11 protein-coding genes are annotated in these 17,122 nt (G+C 39.1%); 2 read left to right on the top strand and 9 right to left on the bottom strand.

Features of this window, described 5'->3' with window-relative positions; genetic code table 11:
* Positions 1–202 precede the first annotated feature (202 nt).
* Both HRJ06_RS03440 and HRJ06_RS03445 read right to left on the bottom strand, forming a co-directional pair.
* The gene (locus HRJ06_RS03440) at positions 203–889 is read right to left on the bottom strand and encodes a response regulator (protein WP_174728938.1); all 687 of its coding nucleotides are present in this window, start codon (positions 887–889) and stop codon (positions 203–205) included.
* Positions 890–925: 36 nt separating this feature from the next.
* On the bottom strand, positions 926–2,071 hold the full coding sequence (locus tag HRJ06_RS03445) for a sensor histidine kinase (RefSeq protein ID WP_174728941.1): 1,146 nt from the start codon (positions 2,069–2,071) through the stop codon (positions 926–928).
* Positions 2,072–2,501: 430 nt separating this feature from the next.
* Here HRJ06_RS03445 and HRJ06_RS03450 point away from each other — a divergent pair, with 430 nt between their 5' ends.
* Positions 2,502–3,140 carry a YigZ family protein gene (locus HRJ06_RS03450; protein WP_174728944.1) on the top strand — a complete coding sequence of 213 codons (639 nt, stop codon included), beginning with the start codon at positions 2,502–2,504 and terminating at the stop codon, positions 3,138–3,140.
* A 9-nt stretch (positions 3,141–3,149) separates the two neighbouring features.
* Positions 3,150–4,139 (top strand): LCP family protein, encoded by a 990-nt coding sequence (locus tag HRJ06_RS03455; protein ID WP_174728947.1) that lies wholly within the window; start codon positions 3,150–3,152, stop codon positions 4,137–4,139.
* A gap of 98 nt (positions 4,140–4,237) precedes the next feature.
* On the opposite strand, the gene HRJ06_RS03460 is transcribed toward HRJ06_RS03455, so the two are convergent.
* From HRJ06_RS03460 to HRJ06_RS03490, 7 genes are all read right to left on the bottom strand, one after another.
* The gene (locus HRJ06_RS03460; protein ID WP_174728950.1) at positions 4,238–5,305 is read right to left on the bottom strand and encodes a glycosyltransferase family 4 protein; all 1,068 of its coding nucleotides are present in this window, start codon (positions 5,303–5,305) and stop codon (positions 4,238–4,240) included.
* 341 nt (positions 5,306–5,646) lie between these two features.
* Positions 5,647–6,402 carry a glycosyltransferase family 2 protein gene (locus tag HRJ06_RS03465; protein WP_242035121.1) on the bottom strand — a complete coding sequence of 252 codons (756 nt, stop codon included), beginning with the start codon at positions 6,400–6,402 and terminating at the stop codon, positions 5,647–5,649.
* Positions 6,403–6,610: 208 nt separating this feature from the next.
* Positions 6,611–7,930 carry a UDP-glucose dehydrogenase family protein gene (locus HRJ06_RS03470; RefSeq protein WP_174728955.1) on the bottom strand — a complete coding sequence of 440 codons (1,320 nt, stop codon included), beginning with the start codon at positions 7,928–7,930 and terminating at the stop codon, positions 6,611–6,613.
* A gap of 27 nt (positions 7,931–7,957) precedes the next feature.
* Positions 7,958–8,830 (bottom strand): UTP--glucose-1-phosphate uridylyltransferase GalU, encoded by an 873-nt coding sequence (galU, locus tag HRJ06_RS03475; RefSeq protein WP_174728958.1) that lies wholly within the window; start codon positions 8,828–8,830, stop codon positions 7,958–7,960.
* Positions 8,831–8,840: 10 nt separating this feature from the next.
* On the bottom strand, positions 8,841–9,656 hold the full coding sequence (locus HRJ06_RS03480) for a glycosyltransferase (RefSeq protein ID WP_174728961.1): 816 nt from the start codon (positions 9,654–9,656) through the stop codon (positions 8,841–8,843).
* A 153-nt stretch (positions 9,657–9,809) separates the two neighbouring features.
* Positions 9,810–14,555: a PA14 domain-containing protein gene (locus HRJ06_RS03485; RefSeq protein ID WP_174728964.1), complete on the bottom strand. Its 4,746-nt coding sequence runs from the start codon at positions 14,553–14,555 to the stop codon at positions 9,810–9,812.
* A 226-nt stretch (positions 14,556–14,781) separates the two neighbouring features.
* Complete coding sequence (locus tag HRJ06_RS03490) at positions 14,782–16,812, bottom strand: LTA synthase family protein (protein WP_174728967.1); 2,031 nt, start codon at positions 16,810–16,812, stop codon at positions 14,782–14,784.
* Positions 16,813–17,122: the final 310 nt, after the last annotated feature.

Below are 17,122 nucleotides of genomic sequence, written 5' to 3' on the forward strand. Positions count from 1 at the left end.
TCAGATTCCAGGACAAATTAAATAGTTGTTTTATCATATAACCGGGAGCTAAAAGGCTTATTGGTTCCTCTGCCTAAAACAAAGTACCTGGAGCGCAAATCAACTGGCAGGTTTAACACAGCCATAAAACAAAAAAGCACATTGCCTCTCAACAAATGTGCTCTGGTTCTATTAAATATGTAATAGTAATTATATTGAAAAACTACTTTACCTCTACCCATCCATTTTTTATGGCAACGACGACTGCTTGTGTACGGTCGTTGACACTCATTTTTTGCAGAATGTTGCTGACATGGTTTTTAACGGTTTTCTCGCTAATAAACAACGCTTCGCCAATTCCGCGGTTGCTTTTGCCGTCAGCAAGAAGCTGAAGCACTTCGCATTCCCGGCGTGTCAGTAAGTGAAGCGGACGGCGGATTTCAATATGCTGGTTATAGCCTTCGCCGTTGCTGGACTTCTCTGAAGACAATCTGCGATATTCTTTTACTAAATTATGAGTAACTCTCGGATGTAAGTAAGATCCTCCATCAGCGACTACCTTTACGGCCTCAATCAGTGCGTCTGCATCCATTTCTTTCAGTAAATAGCCGCTTGCCCCTGTTTTTAACGCATGGGTTACATAGTTTTCATCATCATGAATCGATAGGATAATAACCTTTGAATCAGGGTATTTCTCAATTAAATGGCCTGTAGCCTCTACCCCGTTAATATGGGGCATGTTGATATCCATGATAACTACATCAGGCTGATGTTCTTCAACAAGCGAAAGCGCCTCGCTGCCGTCATCCCCCTCTGCTGCTACTTCGAATGATTTTTCAAAATCGAGAATTCGTTTTACACCTTCTCTGAATAATTGATGGTCGTCAATAATGACAATCTTTGTTGTCAATCCATTCGCCTCCCCTACGCCTGATGTTCTCTATTTTTATTGAAACGTTAAAGGTACTTGTATGATGACTACAGTTCCGGCACCTGGCTTTGATTGAAGAGTCAGCTCGCCTTCGAGAAGGTCAACTCGCTCCCTGATCCCTAGAATACCGAAAGACTCAGGCTTCTTTTCATTGATATCGAAGCCTGTTCCATCATCTTTTACAATGACAGTAACTGCGGTCTTTTTAATCTCTATTTTCACTTGAATATTTTTGGCTTTGGCATGCTTCAGACCGTTTTGTACAGACTCCTGAATCATCCGGAACAAGGCAACCTCGTATTTCGACGGCAATCTTGTATCCTCACCAATGTTCGCAAAATGAATTCTCGTTGTTTTATGATATTCTTCGATGGTCTGTAAGTATTTTCTGAGGGTAGGTACTAAACCTAAGTCATCAAGAGCCATTGGCCGCAAATCATAAATAATCCTGCGAACCTCATATAAAGCCGAGCGAACCATCACTTTTAAATCGCGAATTTCACTAATCGCTTCATCGGGACTTCTTTCACGATGAATCCGTTCGATCAAATCAGAACGCATCATCACGTTCGCCATCATTTGTGCTGGCCCGTCATGAATTTCCCTTGATAACCTCTTCCGTTCTTCTTCCTGGGCTTCAATAATTTTCAAGCCGAAATCCTGCTTCAGTTTAGCGTTTTCAAGAGCTTCACCAACTAGCTTCAAATCACTCATCATGTAATTCATCACAACATTGATTTGGGACACAAGCTGCTCAGCCCGATCAATTGTCTCATTGAGCCCTAGCATTCGGCGCTCAAGATCATCTCTCCGCAGACGCATTTGTTTTTCCATCTGACGGTTCATCGTCAAATCCATTTGCAGCTTATGGGCCGACTCATAAGCTTCACGAACTTGAGACTCGGTGTAATCCTTAAAGTGCATGCTGACCTCGGACAAACGTTTACGCGCTAACCGGACCTGGACTTCAAGCTTGTCCCCTTCAGAAATGATTTTGGCAACAGACAGCTTAACTTCCTTTAACTCCTCCGTAATTGAGTCAAAGTCCTGCCTGCATTGCTCCCCGATCCGAAAAATTTCGCTCTTGCTGTTTCCGACCGTTTCAATCATTTGCTCAAGGATAAAATCCAAAGCTTTTGTATCAATTTTCTTGATTGCCATAAAAATTCCCCCAGGGGCTATGGTACCCTATCAGTACTTGTCTTCATTTTATCGTGAAAGACTCGTAGACTGTATGTAAAACCTACCAACTTTCTAAAAAATCGGTAAATAGGCACAGATTTGTTTTTTGGCCCTAAGTCATTTATCCTATTTTATTAAGGATGAAACCTAAAGTCATATAAGAATTTACCCCGATGATCCTTATGTAAAAAACCTTGTGAAACGAATTTACTCTATTATATCACGGACATCATTTTTCCATATTAAAATTACATTACAAGGAACTGACAGATTGTGATACCAGACCTGTCGAATTATAATGGATATTGGAACTTTAAGAGAGATATAAAAAGCAGGCTTGGCAGTCTAGCACAATGACTTAAATAATAGATTGTACAGAGAAAGATCAATTAGGAGAGGAGCGAGGTCGATGCTATCCCGATACCATACTGTTAAGGGTGAAGGCGGAACAGAATTTATTATCCAAAAGTCACGGTTTATCGCCTATGTAAACAGAGCGGAAACAGAGGAAGAAGCACAAGAATTCATCCGTAAAATTAAAAAGCAGCATGGCAATGCAAATCATAATTGCTCAGCCTACTTGATCGGCGAGCATGACCAAATCCAAAAAGCAAACGACGATGGCGAACCAAGCGGCACAGCTGGCGTCCCAATCCTCGAGGTTTTGAAAAAACAACAGCTAAAGGATACCGTAGTTGTCATCACCCGTTATTTCGGCGGTATAAAACTAGGCGGCGGCGGACTAATCCGGGCTTATGGCAAAGCCACTACCGAAGGCATCGCTGCAACAGGTGTCGTCGAACGAAAGCTTATGCGGATTATGCATACCACGATCGATTATACCTGGCTCGGAAAAGTCGAGAACGAGCTGAGGAATTCTGAGTATATCCTAAAAGATATATTTTATTTGGATAAGGTGGAAATAAAAACTTATGTAGAAGAACAGCACAAGGATATATTTTTAAATTGGATTATTGAACTAACCAATGGAAATGGTAAAATTAAATATGGAGAAAATGAATATCTTGAAAGTAACTCAATATGTTAGGAGATTAATATGAACGACACTAGATATAAAAAGCGCAAAAAGAAGGGCCGTTTACGGATAAAACGGCTTATTATGATAATAGTAATCTTCACTTTAGTTCCTGTTAGTTCCTATTTCGCATTTGTTGCCTATAAGACATACGAAGCCGCAGAGAAATCATATAACGAACTCGAACGGGGGAACCAATCCAAACTTAGAGAAAAAGAAGTTAAGATAAATACAGACCCAGTTTCAATTCTCTTAGTTGGTCTTGAAAATTATACAACAAATTACACAGGAGGCAGAACAGATACCTTAATGGTGGCAACTTTTAATCCTGAACTTAAAACGATGAAATTATTAAGTATTCCGCGTGACACTTATGTATATATAGAGGCCGAAGGTAAAAACGACAAAATCACTCATGCATACGGTGCAGGCGGCAGGGATGAAACAATAAGAACTGTTGAGGATTTCTTGGACATTCCAATTGATTATTATGTAGAAGTAAACTTCGATGGATTTAAAGAGATAGTTGATGAAGTAGGTGGTATTGAAGTTGAAGTACCATTTGATTTTACTGAATGGACAGATACTCATCCTAGAAAACAACTTTCCTTTGAAGAAGGTTCTGCTACACTTGATGGCTTAGAAGCTCTAGCTTACGCAAGAATGAGAAAGCAAGATCCTAGAGGGGACTTCGGAAGAAACGATAGACAAAAAGAGGTAATTAAAGCACTCGTTGATAAGCTATCTTCTCCAAGTAATGTATTGAAAATTGATGAACTTGCTTCGCACCTTGGAGAGAATGTTCAAACAAACATGAAAATGTCAGATCCTCTCTACTTTTTTAAAAAATATAAGGGGTTTTCCTCTAATAACATAGAAACTCTTAGATTTGATGGGGAAAACTCAACTATTAACGGAATTTATTACTTTGAAGCAGATGAACAAAGCTTGGCTTCTGTTAAATCAGATTTACAGACACATCTTGAATATCAAGGAATTAATGATAATTAAAATTAAAACGTCTTTATAGGCGTTTTTTTGTATGATTTAAATCAATCTAGAGATAATAAAATAAATGCATCGAATCAATTGATTCGATGCATTTATTTTTACATATGACGTCTTCCAGCCAGTTTCCTAATTAGTTTAGAATAGGTTTTATGACGTTCGCTAACCAACCCAACCAGCTCTGCGATAATATGCAGAACTATAAATAAAACAAATAGGATGATCAGCGATACCCATAATTCAGCAGAAGATAATAGGATCGCAGCTACACTAAACAAAATTCCCAGTCCATAAATAACCAGTACAGTATTCCGGTGCGAAAGGCCCAGTTCCATGATTCGATGATGGAGATGCGATTTATCCGGAGCTGATATTGGCTGCTTATTAATCAGTCTCCGAATAATGGCAAAAGTGGTGTCAAAGACTGGAACACCTAGAATAATGATGGGAATAATTATACTAAATAGGGTTACACTCTTATATAAGCCGAGTAAAGAGAGTATTGAAATACTATACCCTAAAAACAGGGCTCCAGTATCACCCATAAAGATTTTGGCTGGGTGAAAATTGTAAAACAAAAATCCAAGGGTACTGGCCAGGACAATTAACGAAAGTGTTAAGATTAACCCCTTCCCTGATAACCCAGCTAAGATGGCAATAGCAGCAAGTCCAATGGTTGAGATACCAGCTGCAAGCCCGTCTAAACCATCAATAAGGTTAACGGCATTCGTTATACCTACGATCCAGAATACGGTTATTGGATAAGCCAGCCAGCCCAATTCCATTCTTTCAACAATGAAAGGAATAGTTAAAAAATCTATGGTTAATCCGGAACTCACAATTAGGATTGCGATCAAAATTTGACCGGAAAACTTTACCTTTGCCGATAATTCATAAAGATCATCCAATATTCCCACGGCAATGATAAGGATTGCTCCCAAGCTTATAGTCAAAATTCTTTCCGAATATAATCCAGAAGCAAAATATCCCGCAACAACACCAATGAAAATGGCTAGCCCGCCTAAACGAGGCATTACCTTTTGATGGACCTTCCTATGGTTAGGCTTGTCTGTAGCGCCAATCTTGACTGCAAACTTTATCACCAAAGGTGTTATGATCAAAACAGTAACAAAGGACGTTACAAATGCTAAGATGTTTTGCAAATCCATAATTGAAATCTCCTTTTTTATGGATTATGAATATTTTTATCTAAAATCCATATTTAATACGAATAAATATATGGCAGTAGCATTAAATAAAAAAATCACATAATCCAAAATAACTTTGAAGCTTATCTAACTTACAATCTATTACTTTATTTGACAAATTTCTGTAAACGAACATACAAAACCATATTCATTTTACCACTTCACTATCCGTTTTGCTAGATAAAAATAAACGAATTAACTTGGTACCTTTTAAGTTATGAATATACTATCCTAATACCCCGATAACAATAAAATTAACAAAGGAAAAAACCTCCATATTCGTAAAGAGGCTTTTTCCTTTGTTAAAGCGATTTTCTTAAGGCATTATATGCATACCCGCAAAAGCAATATATTGCTTTTGGCAATGGCAATCCTTCAATTTCTCTGTATACTTTCCAATTTCTTTTGGCCGTCTTAATCTTATTACTAGAAATCGACCCTTCAACCTTCCTGTAATATGCTAAGGGCTCATCTATTCCATATGCTATATGACCTCTTTTAAGTATATCCAGCCAAAGTACGAAATCCTGTCTGGTTCGAATATTAACCATTTCGATTTTTCCAATTGCATGTTTATCAAGCATTACAGTTAGACAGCCAATTATTGTATTCTTCAGCAGCCCATTATAATTTATCTCTTGAGGCACATGAACAATCTTCCCAGTCTTGGTTCCGTCCTCCTTCATAATTTCATACCCAGTAAAGGAAAATTCAATGTTGTTTTCTAACATAAACTGAACCTGGCGCTCAAGTTTCTCTGGCTGCCAAAGATCATCACTGTCCAGAAAAGCGATATATTTCCCGTTGGAATTTTCTATAGCCGTATTTCTAGCTATAGCTGCCCCGCTATTTTTCTCAAGTTGGATAAGGCGCACTCTGTTATCCTTTTCTGAAATTCGGTCAATAATTTGCTTACTATTATCTGGCGACAGATCGTCAACTAAAATCATTTCCCAATTGGTGTATGTTTGCGACTGTACAGAATTTATAGTCTGCTCAATAAATTCTTCTGCTTTATATACCGGAGTTATTATGGAAACTAATGGTTGGCTATCCAATATAAATTGCTCCAATCTCTTTTGAAATCTATAAGATAAAAATCCTGTAAAGAAGTTTTCACAGGATTTTTTTTGCTAACTAAAAGTAATTAATTGTTTTTGCTAATATTTTATCCTTAAATCACACTATTATTAGGTAAAACCTCTTAATTCCTTTAATACCACGCTCGTGCTTAATTTAATGCCTCCTAAATAAGCCAGAAAGAAGTTAATATTCCTTCTTACCTCCTACAACAGGACGCCCAACCGATACGTAATAAAAACCGTGGTTTTCCATATCCTGAGGATCAAGCATATTTCTGCCATCAAAGATAATCTTCTGATTCATAAGCTTTCCCTTGCGTTGAATATCAAGATTTTTAAATTCTTCCCAATCCGTTATGACAACCACCGCTTCAGCCTCTTCAAACACTTCATCAACTGAATCAGCCAAGTTTAGGTCCTTTATAACTTTCTTTGCCTGTTCGCCTGCAACGGGGTCAAACGCAACAACATTTGCTCCTTTTTCATTTAAGGCATGAATAATTTCAATTGAAGGAGCATCCCGCATATCATCAGTGTTAGGTTTAAATGCAAGTCCAAGTACACCAATTTTTTTACCCTCAAGGTTATTTTTAAATGTTTCGGTAATCTTATTTATAAAATTTATTCTTTGGAGGTAATTTACCTCTTCAGCTGATGGCACTATTTTCATGTCATATCCAGCCTTCTTAGATATGTGAATAAGAGCGCTAGTATCCTTAGGGAAACAAGAGCCTCCATAGCCAAGGCCTGCCTGAAGGAACGCTCCACCAATTCTTTGGTCAAGCCCCATTCCCCTGGCAACCTGAGTTACATCTGCCCCAACCCTTTCACATACATTTGCCATCTCGTTAATAAAGCTGATTTTTGTAGCTAAAAAAGCATTTGCAGCATACTTGATCATTTCAGCAGTTTCAATATTTGTTTCAACAATTTCTGTATTGAATGGTTTATGAAGCTCGTTAAGAATTTCTGATGCTTTGGAACTTTCAACACCGATAATTGCTCTTTCCATGTTCAAAGTATCGTCAATTGCAGAGCCTTCTCGTAAAAATTCAGGATTAGAGCCGATGTCAAAGTCCATAACCTTTGAAGCATTGTCTTTTATAATCTGTTTAATATATTGGCCTGTACCAACAGGGACAGTGCTTTTAGTGACGACAAGCTTGTACTCATTAATATATTTCCCAATATCTGCTGCTACCTGGTGCACAAAACGAAGATCAGCCTCACCATTTTCTTTTGGAGGTGTCCCTACAGCGATGAAAATCACCTCTGATGTTTGTACCCCTTCTTGTATATCAGTTGAAAAACGCAAGCGGTCTAATTCAATATTTTTCTTCATCATATTTTCAAGTCCAGGCTCATAGATTGGAGAAATCCCCTTTGACATTGCCTCGACTTTTTCTTTATCAATATCAATACATAGAACATTGTTTCCCATTTCACTAAACACAACACCAGAAACCAGACCTACGTATCCTGTTCCAATCACTGTAATATTCATGTTTTCAAGCCTCTCGTTTCCAGTTTATTACTTTGAAAGTGAATTTATTAGTCTTTGGACATCTTCTTTTAAGTCATTACGCATTAATGCAAACTCAAGAGTAGCCTCAATAAAACCAAGCTTATTACCAATATCGTAGCGTTTCCCATCAAATTGGTAACCATAAATGCTTTGTGAACCGAGCAGCTCCTTCAATGCATCTGTAAGTTGAATTTCATTACCTGCTCCCGGCTTTGTATTTTCTAGAATATCAAGCACTTCGGGGGTCAGGATATAACGGCCCATAATGGCATAGTTAGACGGTGCATCTTCTATCTTAGGTTTTTCTACAAGATCATTAATCTTAAAAAGATTCTCAGAACTTGAGCTCTTATCATAGGAAATAACCCCATAGCTTGAGAGCATATCTCTAGGTACTTCCTGTACGCCAATAATACTGCTTTCAGTCTCTTCAAACCTTTGTATCATTTGCTCGAGGCAAGGTTTTCCGTTAGGCACAACTATATCGTCTCCAAGAAGAACAGCGAATGGTTCATTACCGATGAACTTCTTTGCACACCAAATAGCATGGCCTAGACCTCTTGGCTCTTTTTGTCGAATATAATGAATATCTGCTAGGTTTGAAATTCTCTTCATTTCTTCCAGCATGTCATACTTTTGTTTACTTTCTAGTGTTTCTTCAAGCTCATAGGCACGGTCAAAGTGGTCCTCAATAGCTCTTTTCCCCCGTCCAGTTACAATGAGGATATCTTCGATACCTGATTCAACTGCTTCTTCAATTATATATTGAATAGTGGGGCGGTCAACGATTGGAAGCATTTCTTTTGGCTGCGCTTTTGTGGCAGGCAAAAATCTAGTTCCAAGTCCCGCAGCAGGTATAACTGCTTTTTTAATCTTCATTTTTTCACTCCTAAATGTTATTGGTTCGTTTATAAGCATACATTTCCTTTAAGGCAGCTAAATAAAACGTAAAAGGTTTCTCTAAATCCGGAATTTTTTTTAGAAATAAAGCGGAAAGCATTAAAAATCCAGTATATGGACCGAAAATTTCCTTTAATAATGGACCCTTGCTTTTAAAAGTATTCAAATTCAGCCTGGATTTCTGTGAAGGTTTGGCATGGTATACAACCACCCGATTCTCATATGATATCTTGTATCCCTTCCTAAACAAACAGGAAAGCATGATATTTTCTTCACCGCTAGGATACCTGGCTCCGAGCCCGAAATTTTCATTAAATCGAAGATCTTCTTTTTTTAGTCTGCTTAACTGAATAAAGATTTCGATTGATGACCTTTGAAAGACCTGTCTCATCTTTATTTCTGGAATATCAGTTTGCGGGTAGGGTTTATAGTATGACTCTTGTACAGGATCATATATTTGAAAGCATATGACATCTGATTCCTTCTGTCCATCAAAAGACTTTGCCACTTTATTGAGAGCATCTTCCGGATACCAACAATCATCATCCGAGAATGTAACTACATCCCCATTAATAAATGGGATTGCTTTGTTCCTTGCCAGCGAAAGCCCCTTCTCTTCAGATTTTATATGCTTAACAGCCAAGGAAGGAAACTTTTCAATCATATTTTGTACATTCTTATGATTATCCTGGGAAACAATAATAACCTCGATATCTTTGTGTGTCTGAGATTCCAGGCTGCTCAGCAGCCTGGAAAACTCTTCCTCTCTCAAACCCAGAGTTGGAATTATTATGCTGAAACGCACTTCTGTTCACCTCTTTTTTTTCAACAGGTGTAACTTTTTGTTGTTTTATGTCAAGACTCATATTGCATTATAACAGAAAGATAATTTTTATTGAAATATCTTTCTAATGACAAAAAAAGACATCCCGACTGGGATGCCTTCCAAAAAATGAGTTTATTTTTTTCCTATTTCATTTATATAGGTTGATCCTCCTCCAACCCAGCCAAGGAGACTGGTTGAAGGAATATGAACATGGTACCAGTTGTTTGTTGAATCTTTAATATAACTTCCATTAGCATCTGTAGCTGCTTTAATATAGGTACCATTAGCCACTCCGCCAACAACTTCCGCGGAAGTACTTGGTTCGTTTCTTATCCTTAAAGTAGAACCTGATTCAATATTCTTAACCTGAAGTAAGTTCTTTACATTTACATAATCAGAGTGAAGCCATCCTATCTTATCGCCTACTTTCACCTTATACCATCCATTGTTGTTTTGGCCAAGGACAGCTACTGAGGTGTTCGCAGATAGTGTCTGGATATAGGTGGAGTCACTTACAACAGGCTCGGTACGGAAGTTAACATTGCTAGTAGTGGCCCCCTGGATGCCATCAGGGAATACATCAAGAGTTTCTTCCCCTGGCATGTCTCTTCCTGGGGTAGGTGGAGAATCAGGATTAGCCGGTAAGAGTGAAGCATTAGCATATTCCGTAGAATTATAACCATGCATCCTATGCATTAAGCCAGAAATTTTCTCTGCCCAATCCATATCTGTAGCGTAACGGACATTCATCCCTTTCAAGTTTGGAGCACCACCATACCATTTACCATCACTGTTTAGATAGTTCTTCCTAACATACCATGCTACATATTCAATGCTTTCGTTAAAAGATGGGAAATAATAGGCACATTCGAATGGGCAGTTATCATATGCACCGAAACCAAAGAGGTTATGTTTTTCCCTTGCAAGCCTTGATCTTCCCCAATTACTTTCAACTAAAGAGTGAGCAACCAAATATAAAGCGTTAACCCCATATTTTGACTGGGCATTCAGAAATGCCTGTCCGTATCCAATAAGCGGACTGTCAGGGACGACTCCTTTGATGTAATTGTTAATTCTGTCGGCTGATACCATTGAACCAGTACGCAAATCAATTCCCTTATACGGCGGAAGGTAGTGGCCCACATACACATCATTTACGTCTGTTCGCAAGTAAAATTTATCAGCTGAATCCTTTACATACACCTTTCCTCCCGTTAAGAAAGAGGGTGCTGGTCCGATGTAAATAGTAGCAGTCGTGCTTCCAGGAATGCCGAGATAGTGATATAAAATCCCGTTTTTAACCTCATAGAAATCTGGACCGTACGGGGCAGGCCTGTCTGCGACCCTGAATCCGTTATCCTCAAATAGATTAATATCAAGGTAAGCATTGCCGATATTTTCAAAGTAATCGACCGTTATTTCATGCTGCCCTTCTGTCAGATTGAGTTTTACAGTCTTTTTCGTGCCATATTGACCGGTATTGTACCATTCATCAATAAGTAACTTGCCGTCCACCCATACCTTAGCCCCATCGTCAAAATGGCCGCTAAGAATATAAGGACCAGCCTTAAAAGATCCCTTATATTTGAATTTTGCAGAAAAGCCATCAGCCGGAATCATCGGACTTGGTGAGCCGGCCTTCCAATCCTGCTTTAGGTGGCTTGTGCCCCCTAATCCAGTTATAACAGCAGGAGTACCTGATAAAGTTTTATTTGGATATATAAATCCAGCCCATTGGCCTTGATAAATGTTTGAATTATATGGTTCCAGGGTAAACTCTATACTGCTGGCCCCGCTTGCTTCAAAGTAATCAATTTCAATCCAGTGAACGTTTTCCTGTCCAGCAGGAACATTTTGCTTCTGGTTCACTTTCAATAGGATGGTATCTTCACGAACCGACGAATTCGTCCATCGGTCTAAAACGAGTTCTCCATCTACATATACTCTTACTCCATCGTCCGCATGGGTTTTAAGAAGATAATCCCCAGGAGCAATGGTGGCAGCGGTGGTATATTTAGCCGAGAAGCTATCGGACCCAATCACCTGTGCAGCCGGGCTTCCATTTCCGTTATCTTCTGACAGCCCAATGTTGCCAACAGGCTGTATCTTTTTGGAGGCAACAGGCAGGCCTGCCAGGTTTTGATTAGGATAATAGTAAGCAAGCCAGTTGTTAAAAGGAACGATGTTAGAAAATAAAGCCGCATTTCCAGTCTTGTCGTAATAATGAGTTTTAACCGAATGGTTGCCAGCAGTGGCATTTAACCATAAAGCTCTGTCGATTTTTCCGTCAGAGTCCGCCCAACGGTTAATGAGGAACTGTCCATTTACCTCTACTTTTACTCCATCATCCGCTAGTGTTTGAACAAAGTAATTCCCAGCTCCTAGCCGTTGTGATTGATCAAAAAGCGCAGTAAAGTTGTCAGACGGAATGTCCTCTGCAGGGCTTCCTGATCCCCAGTTAAATTGAACATCAGTTGTTTTGTTAAAGTAAAAGTTGTCATCAACCTTTTTATACTCAGCCTTTAACAAAGCATTTCCGCTATTTTCATAGTACTTAACTTCTACACTATGTAATCCTGCGGACAGGTTTACTACAGCGCTTCTAGTTTCTCCTGAACTAGCATGCCATGAGTCTATGACTATTTGCCCATCAATGATTAGCTGTACGCCATCATCGGCTGTCACATCAAACATGTATTTACCAGGCACAGTGATGTCAATGTTTCGTTTGAAAACGGCTGAAAATCTGTTTATTGGAATCGTTTTATGCGGGCTTCCGCTCCCCCAATTAAAGTTCAATTCCGGAATTTTCACAGCTGCGTTCTTGCCTCCCAAAACAATTGGAGTACCGCTAAAGTCCATTGCAGGATAAATTTCCCCAATCCACCCAGCGTCATCAATTGCAGCACTATAGGGCTCAATCAAAAAATCAATTTTACTGTTACCACTTCCTTCATAATACTCAACCTCTATCCAGTGTATATCTCGTTCAGCAGCAGGTACACTAGCTTTATCACCAATCACTAGCTTAATGGCATCCTCCGACTTAAAATCGTTTGGACCCCAGTGATCCATGACTAGCTTTCCATCCACATAAACACGATACCCGTCATCAGCCCGCGTACGCAAAACATACTCTCCTGCCTTCAAGCGTTTAGATGTTACATACTTTGCCGAGAACCAATCTTTCGGAATCCCTCCAGCAGGAGAATTTAAACCATGGTCTTCCGTAAGCCGGTCAAAATGAATCTGTTTGGCAGCTGCAGGCGTCCCTTCTAGATTGGGATTAGGATAGTAATAGGCCAGCCACGAATCCAATGGAACAATATCAGAGAATAACAGCGCATTACCCTTATCTTCGTAGTAATGGGTTTTAACCGTGTGTTCTCCTTCACCCACTCCAAGCCAAAGGGCCCGATTCAATGTTCCTCCGGAAGGTGCCCATCGATTGATAAGCCAGTTTCCATCTGCTTCAACCTTAACACCATCATCCGCTAGAGTCTGGACAAAGTAGTCCCCAGCTGCATAGCTTCCAGATTGATTAAACACAGCAGTGAATTGGTCTTTATTTACTGAAGCATCCGGGCTTCCGCCTCCCCAATTGAAGTGGACCTCCCTTGCATCAGCTTCAAAAGAGGAATTAGGTGTCTTAAAGTAGTTAAGTTTCAGGTTAGCACGTTGAGTATTATCAAAGTATTCAACTTTGATTTTATGAACCCCTTTTTCTAGCAAAACCTTCCCCTGTTTCAGGGTGCCATCGCTATTTTTCCAGGAATCTATGACGATTCTGTCATCTACCCAGATACGCACCCCATCGTCTGAGACAGCGTGAAAGGTATAATAGCCAGTTTCAAATGTTTCTTCTCTTGTAAACCGTGCTGAAAACTTATCACTCGGTATTAAGTAATGCGGAGAATTCCAGCCCCAATTCATGTCAAGCTCTGAAATACGATTGGCCGAGTTTTTTCCCCCAAGGATGACTGGCGTTCCGCCTAGAGAAAGATTCGGGTAAAGCTCTCCAGTCCACCCGTTTGGATCATTCATTCCATTCATTGGCTCTAGGAACAAATCTATCTTACTGTTTCCCGACCCTTCATAATAATGAACTTCAACCCAGTGGATATCCCTTTCACCGGCCTTTGCGCCAGCATTGTCGCTGACCGACACTTTAATTGCATCTTCAGTGCGTCCATCATTTGCCTTCCAGTGTTCGAGGACCAATTTCCCGTCCACATACACCCGATAACCATCGTCAGCTTTTGCTCTCAGGATATAGTCCCCTGCAGGCATTCTCTTGGCAGTTGTATATCTGGCAGAAAAATTGTCCTTTGGAATCCCGGGTGCAGGGCTGTTCAACCCATGGTCATCAACCAGCTTTTTGAGGCTGCCGCTTGGACTAATAACTTTGGCCGCTTCAGGAGTTCCTTGCACGCCAATATTGGGATAGTAATAAGCAACCCAATGGTCCAAAGGGACTACATCCGAAAATAACACAGCATTCCCGCGCTCTTCATAATAATTGGTTTTAACGTCATGTTGTCCTTCGGTAACATTCAGCCAAAGCGCTCTGTCAATCTTTCCGCCTGAAGCCGCCCAGCGATCAATCAGCATATTCCCATCCACTTCTACTTTCACACCGTCATCGGCCAGGGTTTGGATAAAATAGTCCCCTGGAGCAAAGTGACCTGACTGGTCAAATAATGCAGTAAAATGATCTTTAGGAACATTGGCTGCCGGACTTCCACTCCCCCAGTTATAGTGGACCACACTAGTTTTTTCGGTGTAATTAAAATCAGAAGCCTCAGCAGAAGGCAAATTCCACAAAAAACACACAGATATCCCGGAAGCAACAATAGTATTTAATTTTCGAAACTTCAAAACTATGAAAACACCCCTTATTAATTTATTAATTTACAATATTGCCAAATACAGCATTATCATATCACATATATCGACAAATTCTATCGACTTTTGAACCATTTTGACTAAATGGTTATATTTGGTTTTCGAAGTTTTATAGCTGCAGGAAATTGCCTGATGGCAACTGGAAAATGCACAAAAAACCCCTCAACGTCTGACACAGCCGTTAAAGGGGGTCTATAAATTATTCTAAATCAAACAGTATCGACTTGCTGTATTGTTCTCCTACTAATAAATCGTATTGAATTAATTTATACTGTTCCAGCAAAACCTTTTGTTCATCCGTAAAATTTTCTATTTCATTATTACTGGAATCTATATATAAATCTCTTTTCAGCCCGGGAATTTCCTGTCTAAGTCTAGTTAAAAAATTATAAAACGGCGCGCTTTTAAGGCCAGTAATTTCAAAAACTATAGGGCCAAGATATATAGGGCTTATCGGTGCCTCATTTTCCAGCTTGGGAATATTAAAGTTTGCAAATACAAAATAAGGTGTTTCGAAATATTCCCTTGTTTCTTCATTCGTTTTAGTAATCCCTGCAAAGTCAGCTTCTTTATATAGAGCTTTATCACTCCCTAGAATAGGAAGGTGATCGCCCCAAAACACCAGAATAGTTGGTTCGTTTAATTTCTCTATTTCTTCAGTTAATCTCTTTACTGCATCGTCAGCCTGTCTAATTCCTTCAGTAAATACCTCAAGCATATCGTTAGAGGACTCAGAAAGCCCGTCAACTGAAACTTCATTTTTAGGATAACGGCCTTTATCATATGGAAAATGGTTCTGCATACTCACAGCATGAATAAACATTGATTCATTATTTCCTTTTAGCTCATTGATAATTTGATCAGTCAGGGCTTCATCTGAAACAAATGGTCCAGATCTTTGTTGGTAATCCATATCCTCTACCCCAAGGAACCGGTCAAAGCCGAGGGAACTATACACGCGATTGCGTTTATACACATACTTCTCGTAGGGATGAATAGCCAAAGTTGAATACCCTTTATCTTTAAGGGATCCTACGAATGACATAATTCCTGGCTGCATATCTACTAACTGTTGATACGGAATAGCACCTGGCTGCAAAAAGGACATTGAATAACCTGTTAAGGCCTCAAATTCAACATTGGCCGTTCCGCCGCCAAACATCGGGGAGAGAAGATCCCCTCCCATTCCTTCATTCATATGGGATCGGACAGTCTTTAAAGGATCCTCACTAAATTCTGCATTCAGTCTAGTCGGATCCCAGAAAGATTCGTTCATTAAAAATATCACATTGGGTGAATTAATTTCTTTATTGTATTTCGGCAACACATTTTTTGCATTTGCCTCTTTTATTTCGGAAGCAACCTTTAAAACATAATTTTTCGAATAGCCTTCTGGCTCTTCAAAAACATCAATGTATAAATTTGATATAAAGGCTGCCAGAAATCCATTATTAATATAGTTTGTCAACTGGTTCCAAGGCGTAATTTGAATATTAGCCATCTCTGCAAAAGATTTCATGTAAGTCTTTGGGTGATAGATAAGAGAATAGGTCATAACAAGAGACAGGAGCAATAATAAAAACCTGTACCTTAGTCTAATGTTCAATTTGGGAAGGAACCTAATCAGTAAAAATAAGAACACAACTCCTGCTAAAGCCGCAATAAGGAGTGGAACTGAAACAAATCCCTCAATCATCGGTATAACATTCTGTATATGTGTTACCTGAAGGAAGTCTGATGGAAAAAGCGGATCTCCAAGTAAATTGCGCTTTTGATAGTTTGTAAAGCTGAATAAGCCTGCAAATGAAAGAAATACCATTGCACTGCCAAAGATGTTTCCAAAAATGCTATAAAAAAGCAAAATAATAAAAAACAACATGACGGAATTATAGATAAAGATTCCTTTATGCTGAGTAATCCATACTGTCGAGTTAAAGGCATTGCCCAATTTATAAGAAAACTCTAAAAGAAAGGCACCTGTCATCGCAGCAAGCACACCCACAAACAATACAAGTATAAACTTGAAAAGTGTACCCTGGGTGAATCGGCTCCTTCTCAGATCGTCATATACTCTTGATTCAACTTTATAAAAAAGACTGATTATAAAAAACAGCAGCAAAATAATTACAGCCGTCTGTTTTGTACTGTCTTGGAATGTTTGAGCTAGCAGGGCAACATAAAAGCGATTTGTAATTAGAAAGAAAAATGAGTAAATAAATATACTCGCCATAATATTAAAAATAACTATTTGAATTGTTTTATCTAAGCTCTTTATACAGCACACCGCCTTTTTCTTTTATATACCCAATTGTAAAAATTATTTCTAAATTATAAATTAATGTAAATTTGCTTAATATGCAAACAAAATTATTATTTCTTGCTGGAAAAGCCTGCTTCGGCAATTAACTAGCTCTTAAATTTCTTGCGGCTTCTTCCCTGTCATAAAGCAATAGAATACTCCAATACAGCTGAGAGGAACCTTTGAAAAACCAAGCCGGCTATTGTCTGTAAGCTACCCAATGGGTTTACCTGCTAGATAG

Origin of the sequence: Mesobacillus harenae (assembly GCF_013343715.1) — a bacterium.
In the GTDB taxonomy this organism is placed as follows: Bacteria; Bacillota; Bacilli; order Bacillales; family Cytobacillaceae; genus Mesobacillus_A; species Mesobacillus_A harenae.

What these genes read in the sequence shown, in the direction of transcription:
- HRJ06_RS03490 (WP_174728967.1), bottom strand. Translation starts at nt 16,812, where the DNA reads ATGGCGAGTATATTTATTTACTCATTTTTCTTTCTAATTACAAATCGC.
- HRJ06_RS03460 (WP_174728950.1), bottom strand. Translation starts at nt 5,305, where the DNA reads ATGGATTTGCAAAACATCTTAGCATTTGTAACGTCCTTTGTTACTGTT.
- HRJ06_RS03450 (WP_174728944.1), top strand. Translation starts at nt 2,502, where the DNA reads ATGCTATCCCGATACCATACTGTTAAGGGTGAAGGCGGAACAGAATTT.
- HRJ06_RS03445 (WP_174728941.1), bottom strand. Translation starts at nt 2,071, where the DNA reads ATGGCAATCAAGAAAATTGATACAAAAGCTTTGGATTTTATCCTTGAG.
- HRJ06_RS03455 (WP_174728947.1), top strand. Translation starts at nt 3,150, where the DNA reads ATGAACGACACTAGATATAAAAAGCGCAAAAAGAAGGGCCGTTTACGG.
- HRJ06_RS03470 (WP_174728955.1), bottom strand. Translation starts at nt 7,930, where the DNA reads ATGAATATTACAGTGATTGGAACAGGATACGTAGGTCTGGTTTCTGGT.
- galU (WP_174728958.1), bottom strand. Translation starts at nt 8,830, where the DNA reads ATGAAGATTAAAAAAGCAGTTATACCTGCTGCGGGACTTGGAACTAGA.